Origin of the sequence: Protofrankia sp. Cr2 (assembly GCF_963555885.1) — a bacterium.
GTDB lineage: Bacteria > Actinomycetota > Actinomycetes > Frankiales > Frankiaceae > Protofrankia.
Genome location: NZ_CAUVXG010000017.1, coordinates 7,660 through 14,313, shown reverse-complemented (window position 1 = coordinate 14,313; position 6,654 = coordinate 7,660). Strand labels below are relative to the sequence as shown.

Genomic DNA, 6,654 nt, shown 5'->3' with positions numbered 1-6,654 from the left:
GCCGGCAGCGGGCCTCGGGGAGACGGGAGCGGGCAGGTGAGCACCGACCGGGACAGGGATGCCGTTGACGCCGTCTACGTCGTCGGGGTCGGCATCCACCCCTTCGGCCGGCACGAGGGCGTCACCGCGATGGCCATGGCCGAGCACGCAACCCGGGCCGCGCTCGCCGACGCCGCCGTCACCTGGCCCGACGTCGACCTTGCCGTCGGTGGCAGCAACGTGTCCGGCAAGCCCGACACCCTCGTGTCCCGTCTCGGCCTCACCGGACTATCGTTCGTTACTGTACGCAATGGATGTGCTACTGGTGGCGTGGCATTGGCGACCGCGGCGAACGCGCTGCGGGCCGGGGACGCCGACGTGGCGGCCGTCATCGGGTTCGACAAGCACCCGCGTGGCGCGTTCAACTCCGATCCGTCCAGCTACGGGCTGGGGGACTGGTACGGCCGGACCGGCCTCATGGTCACCACCCAGTACTTCGCCATGAAGACCCGGCGTTACCAGTACGAGCACGCGATCTCCGACCGGTCGTTGGCCCGGGTCGCGGTGCGCGCGCTGCGCAACGGCGAGGCCAGCCCCACCGCCTGGCGGCGCACTCCGCTCACCGAGGACGAGGTACTCGCCGCGCCGACGGTCAACGCCCCGCTGACCCGATCGATGTTCTGCTCGCCGAGCGAGGGAGCGGTCGCCCTCGTCCTCGCCCGTGGCGACCGCGCAGGTGATATGTGTGAACGTCCGGTGCGGCTCGCGTCGGTGGCGTTGCGTACCCGCCGGTTCGGATCGTTCGAGGTGTTCTCCCCGTGGCTCGCGCCCGAGCCTTACCACAGCCCGAGCATCGATGCGGCTGCCGCGGCGTTCGCCGCCGCCGGTGTCGACCCGTCCGAGGTGGCCGTCGCGCAGCTGCAGGACACCGACAGCGGGTCGGAGGTCATCCACCTCGCCGAAACGGGCCTGTGCGGGCACGGCGAGCAGGAGAAACTGCTCGCCGAGGGCGCCACCGAGGCCCACGGCCGCATCCCGGTCAACACCGACGGCGGATGCATCGCCAACGGCGAGCCGATCGGCGCGTCCGGACTCCGCCAGGTGCACGAGATCGTTCGCCAGCTCCAGGGACGGGCGCTGGGCCGGCAGGTTCCCGCAGCTCCACGGATCGGTTTCACCCATGTCTACGGCGCACCCGGGCTGTCAGCCTGCGCGGTTCTGACCGTCTAGCCGACCGTCCAGGTTGACTGTTCGAGTCGACTGTTCGAGCCGACCGTCTGACGACGTTTTGCGAAAGGGACCCACACCGATGACCGCTTCGGGCAGCAACGTCGACCTCGCGACCTGGCGGGTCGAGGTACGGCGCTGGCTCGCCGCCACCGTCGCCACGCCGGTGGCAACCGACGGCCCGCCCGACTTCGCGGTGTTCCGCAACCTCTCCGACGCCGACGAGCACACGTTGCTGGAGAACGTCCGGGCCTACCGGCGGGCCCGCCACGACGCGGGCTACGGAGCGCTCACGCTGCCCGTGGAGCAGGGCGGCGCCGGGCTGCCCGCGTTGTTCGCGACCGCCTTCGCCGAGGAGGAACGCGCGTACGCCGTGCCGCCGTCCACCGAGCTGATCAGCGTGACGACCGGTCTGGTCGGCCCGGCCGTGGCGATGTTCGGCACTGCGGCCCAGCGGGAGCGGTTCGTCGGGCCGATGCTGCGTACCGATCTGCTCGCCTGTCAGCTGTTCAGCGAACCCGGGGCCGGTTCCGACCTCGCGGCACTGGCCTGCCGCGCCGTGGCGGACGGGGAGAACTGGGTCGTGGACGGGCAGAAGGTCTGGTCGTCCGGCGCGCGGTTCGCCGACTACGGGCTGTTGCTCGCCCGTACCGACCCGGACGCGCCCAAGCACGCCGGGATCACCGCGTTCCTCGTGCCCATGGACGCCCCCGGTATCGAGATCCGCCCGATCCGGCAGATGAGCGGAGGTACGTCCTTCAACGAGGTCTTCCTCACCGGTGTCCGGGTAGGTGACGGCCTGCGCGTCGGCGCGGTCGGCAACGGCTGGCGGGTTGCGAACGCGACGCTGTCCTTCGAGCGCACCGCGTCAGGATCGGTTACCAGGCGTAAGGGCGGAACTTTCGACGACGTGCTGGAGCTCGCCCGCAGCCTGGGCCGGGCCGGTGACCCGGTCGTCCGTCAGGAGCTCGCGGATCTCTACATCCGGACGGTACTGCGGGCCGCGACCGCCGGACGGGTGGCGCGGGCCGCAGCTGCCGGGGCGTCGCCGGGGCCGGCGGCGTCGGTCGGCAAGCTGGTCGCCTCCGACGTGCTGACCCGCACCGGCGAGCTCGCCGTCGACCTGCTGGGTAGCCGGGCTGCGGCCGACTCCGGTGCGGAGTTCGCCTGGACGCAGCATCTGCTCGGCGCGCCCGGCTACCGGCTGGCCGGCGGAACCGACCAGATCCAGCGGAACATCATCGGAGAGCGGGTCCTGGGCCTGCCGGCGGAGCCGCGCGTCGACAAGGACGTCCCCTGGTCGGCATTGTCCCGGTCCTGAGCGGCGGCCTGAACCTCACCCGGGCGGGTTCTGCGCGGAGGTGATGACGCGGAACTCCACACCGAACGGGTCCTCGACGGCGGCGATGCGTCCGTAGGGGGAGTCCTGGGGTTCGGCGGGACATGTGCCGCCCGCGTCGAGCACCCGCAGCACGGCCGCGTCGGTGTCCTCGACCTCGAAGTAGCTGATCCAGGATGACGACTGCGCGTCGGCCACGCCGTGGATCCCACCGACGATCTGACCGTCCCGGCGGTGCAGCACGGTGTAGTCGACGTCGGGAGCCTGCATGGGTTCCAGGGTGTAGTCGAAAACCGCCTGGTAGAAGGTGCGGGCCGCGTCCGCTGCGGGCGTGCGCAGCTCGCTCCAGGCCAGGGCACCGGGCTCGTTGACGATCCGTGCGCCGGGGTGCAGGCGGCCCTGCCAGAGGCCGAACTGCGCGCCGGTCGGGTCGAGCGCGATCGCCAGCCGCCCGGCGTCCATCGCATCCATGGGCGCCACGACGAGCTGGCCGCCGGCGTCGGCGATGTGCTTGGCGGTGCCGTCAGCGTCGTCGGTGGCGACGTAGAGGTTCCACCAGAAGGAGGTGGCGTTCGGGTCCGGGTTCTGGATGACGGCCGCCACCGGCTGCCCGCGTAGCAGGCACATCGTGTAGCCCTCTGTCTCGGGTGGTCCCTCCTCGAACTCCCAGCCGAACAGGGTGCCGTAGAACTCCTTTGCGCGCTGGATGTCGGGAATGCCGAGGTCGATCCAGGTGGGTGTCCCCGGCGGTTGGTTACTCGTGACTTCGACCATGGGTCCGTCTCCTTCGAGCGTGTCGGGTACAGGTCTGCCTACCCATCCTTGACACCTTCTGACGGCTCGACCAGTCCCGACGCTCACAAGCCCACGCTGGGAAACCTCCGCTGGGAAACCTCCGCTGGGCAAACCCCCGCCGACCCAGGGACCGTCAGCCGACGACAGTGATCCTGGCGCCCACGCCGGAGAGGTAGAGTGGGCTGGCGGTGAAGTTCACGCGGTCCTCCTCGCCGATGTAGAGGTCGATGTGCTTGTCGCCGCCGAGGCCCGGGGTGAACTCGTCCCGGACGGTCCACGTCGCCGCCCGCAGCCGGGTGCAACCGGCCGCGTCGACCGGTGACCCGTCAAGTGCCATCCCACAGGATGCGATGGTGAACCTCGTACCCCGGCCCAGGGTGGCGGCGTCGGCACCGGCTGTCTGGAATGGTTCAAGCCGGTGGCCAGCGGTGTCGGCGGGGATCGCGTCAAGCCAGTAGCCGGTGTCATACGACCAGTTCAGATATGTGCCGGCGCGCGTCCCGCTGGTGATCCGCCCGGCGCCTTCGTCGCGGACGGCTTGTACGAAGTCCGTGGGATAGGTGCCGAGATCGTCGGCACCGAATGTGCATTCCTGACGCGGGCAGCCGCGTACCTGCTGCGGCGGGCCGTGGTGGAAACCTTCCACCGCCGTGTAGTAAACGGTGATCAGCCAGCCGCCGGTCGTCTGGCCGCCGGTCTGCGGTGATGACGGCGGGGCCGATCCGAGGCCGTATTTGTCACCGCAGCGCGGGCCCGTACCCGACGTGGGCAGGGAGAGGAAGCCCCGATCGGCGCTCAGCGGGTGGGTGCAGATATAGCCGGCTTTACCGAAGACCGTGGCGTAGCTCGCCGATACGGCCGCCAGATCGTTGTTGGCGGGGTTGTTCTTGACCACGTTGAACAGCAGGCGGGGCAAGCGCCCGTTCGGGTTCAGCGAGTACGGGCCGGCCGCACCGGCTGCGACGTCGGGGATGGCGGCGGGCACACCGTCGATCTGGCGGACGGTGAAGCCGTTGCGCAGGTCCACGGCATCCCCACCGCGGGACTGGGCGACCCACGCGCCGGCCGAGTACGGCATCAGCACGTTGCCGATGGTGTCACCGGCCCGCAGGTTGACCTGCAGGCTCACGCCGCTGTCGGACTCCACCGCGGCGGGCTGGCGCACACATGAACCCGGGGTGAGGGACGGGTTCGGGCCGTTCGCATCACCACTGTTGCTCAGCGCCCGCAGGAAGGTGGTCCGGGTATCCGACCCCGACGGCAGGTAGGGCTGGATCGGCCCGGAAGGCAGGGCCGGGTTTGCGTTGTGCCAGTCGGTGAGGACGCACAGGTAGATGTTGCGCAGCTGGGTGACGGTGAGGTTCTTCGGCGTCCGTTTCGGGGTCACCGGCATCGCAGCCCAGGTCATCGCATCCCTGGCGAAGGCGATGAAGGTCTTGTTCGCATCCTCGGGTCTGGTCGCGTCCGGGTAGCGGGAGGAACGGGCGAAGTCGACGCACACACCGGAGGTGTTGTAAGCCGCCGCGTCATTGTGCAACGCCCTGATACCGGTGTCCGAATCCGTCGGCCAGGTGACGTTCACGCAGCCCTTCTTCGGTGGGAGGGAATGCTGACCGGGGTCCCAGCTGTACAGCTTTCTCGACGGCGTGGGGTTCTGCGCGTCGTATGCGGTTGAATATCGGTTCATCACGTCCCGGGTGGTGGTTGAGCCCACGCCGACGATGTCACCGGTGGCGGGTGTGACGCCGGCCGGAGGGTCGGCCAGTACCGGCGGGCCCACAACAGCCACGGCCGCGGCCACGGCCAGGGCAGTGACCGCGACGGCGACCGTGCGGGCCGCCTTCCTCGGGATATGCATTCACCACTCCTGCAGAGCCGGCGGCGCCATCATGGCCAGAGTCTCAGAGTCTCAGAGTCTCAGAGTCTCAGAGTCTCAGAGTCTCAGAGTTTCAGAGTCGCTTATTGGGAACGGTTCCTGTGCGGCTGGACCCGGGCGCTCTTATCCGGGAATCACGGTTCCACGCCGTCGGTGAACACCGAAGGCCATCCGGGGAATATATCGGACGGCTGTTTGGTGACCATTCTGTGAATGTCGGATGAATGTGTGTTCCCGTGGAGTGCGAACGGACCGACCTGCGGACCTCTCGCGGCGGCGGTACCGACGGGTACGTCCAGCCAGAAGATCCGTTGTCCGGTTGCGTCCTGCCCGGTTGATCCTCATCGGCTCCAGGCGGTCGGGCGTCGGCGTTTCTCCTGGCCGAGCAGGACCAGCGCGGCGCCGATCAGGACAAGGGCGGGTTCCACTCCTCCAGCCGCCGCCAGCACGTCATCCCCGAGCCGAATCCGAGCTCTCGGGGCAGGAACTCCCAGTGGATCCCGGTGTGCAGCACGAACAGGATGCCGCACAGCACCTGACGGTCCGCGAACCGTTTGCACCCGGCCCGGCTCGCACGCGGTGCCGGTCGGGGCAGCAGCGGCTCGATCCGTTCCCACAGGCCATCGGAGACGATCCACGGCGGTTGCTCACCTTGGTGCATACGTCGCGCCTACCCGGTCCACGAGCGCGCACGAGCCCCATCCCATGATTTGTGGACGGTGTTTGCGGCTACTGTCCGAAACCACTGATGGGCACCCTCGATGGCAGTGATCGTCGCCCGCGAACCGCGCCGCTGACGCGTTCACCTCGTGGGATCGTCGATGTCACCGCTGTGCGCCTGTTCCGGCCCGATGAGTAAGGATGTACCCGACACATCGCCGCGGGTGGACCGACCCGGGGCGAAGGAACGAGCACAAGCGGTACCGGGGTGGCGACGGGGAGGTTGGGTGGGCAACGGTCGGTTTGAGATCGACGCGGTCAGCAAACGGTATGGCGACGTCGTCGCCCTCGCGGAGATGACCTTCGACGTGCGGGTCGGGGAACTGTTCGGTTTCGTCGGCAGCAACGGCGCAGGCAAGACCACCACGATGCGGATCGCGCTCGGGGTGCTCGCCGCCGACTCCGGGGAGGTTCGCTGGGACGGCCGTCCGGTCACCCTTGCCACCCGTCGGCGGATCGGCTACATGCCCGAGGAACGCGGCCTTTACCCACGGATGAAAGTCGGTGAGCAGCTCGTCTATCTCGCCGAGCTGCACGGTATGTCCACCCCGGCGGCCAGGCGCTCCGCGCAGGAGTGGACCGAAAGACTCGGCATCGGCGGCCGCCGCGACGACGAGGTGCAGAAGCTCAGCCTCGGCAACCAGCAGCGGGTCCAGCTCGCCGCGGCACTCGTGCACGCCCCGGACATCCTCGTCCTCGACGAGCCGTTCTCCGGCCT

The 6,654-nt window shown here is 69.2% G+C and carries 5 protein-coding genes and 1 pseudogene; 3 read left to right on the top strand and 3 right to left on the bottom strand.

Annotated elements, in window-relative coordinates:
• Window positions 1–36 precede the first annotated feature (36 nt).
• A complete protein-coding gene (locus U9978_RS10330; RefSeq protein WP_416210919.1) occupies window positions 37–1,209 on the top strand; it encodes a thiolase family protein in 1,173 nt (390 codons plus the stop codon).
• 79 nt (window positions 1,210–1,288) lie between these two features.
• Window positions 1,289–2,527: an acyl-CoA dehydrogenase family protein gene (locus U9978_RS10325; RefSeq protein WP_322760865.1), complete on the top strand. Its 1,239-nt coding sequence runs from the start codon at window positions 1,289–1,291 to the stop codon at window positions 2,525–2,527.
• Between the two features lie 15 nt (window positions 2,528–2,542).
• Here the strand turns inward: U9978_RS10325 and U9978_RS10320 are convergent, their stop codons facing one another.
• The 3 genes and pseudogenes from U9978_RS10320 to U9978_RS10310 all read right to left on the bottom strand — a co-directional run.
• Window positions 2,543–3,319 (bottom strand): VOC family protein, encoded by a 777-nt coding sequence (locus U9978_RS10320; protein ID WP_322760864.1) that lies wholly within the window; start codon window positions 3,317–3,319, stop codon window positions 2,543–2,545.
• A gap of 154 nt (window positions 3,320–3,473) precedes the next feature.
• A complete protein-coding gene (locus U9978_RS10315; RefSeq protein WP_322760863.1) occupies window positions 3,474–5,198 on the bottom strand; it encodes a substrate-binding domain-containing protein in 1,725 nt (574 codons plus the stop codon).
• Between the two features lie 442 nt (window positions 5,199–5,640).
• Window positions 5,641–5,877 (bottom strand): annotated as a pseudogene (locus tag U9978_RS10310) (transposase); the annotation flags it as partial.
• Between the two features lie 286 nt (window positions 5,878–6,163).
• On the opposite strand from U9978_RS10310, the gene U9978_RS10305 reads away from it, so the two are divergent.
• On the top strand, window positions 6,164–6,654 hold a 491-nt coding region (locus U9978_RS10305; RefSeq protein WP_322760862.1), incomplete at its 3' end, for an ABC transporter ATP-binding protein.

Coding starts and splice junctions, on each gene's coding strand:
- U9978_RS10315 (WP_322760863.1), bottom strand. CDS start 5,198: ATGCATATCCCGAGGAAGGCGGCCCGCACGGTCGCCGTCGCGGTCACT.
- U9978_RS10320 (WP_322760864.1), bottom strand. CDS start 3,319: ATGGTCGAAGTCACGAGTAACCAACCGCCGGGGACACCCACCTGGATC.
- U9978_RS10325 (WP_322760865.1), top strand. CDS start 1,289: ATGACCGCTTCGGGCAGCAACGTCGACCTCGCGACCTGGCGGGTCGAG.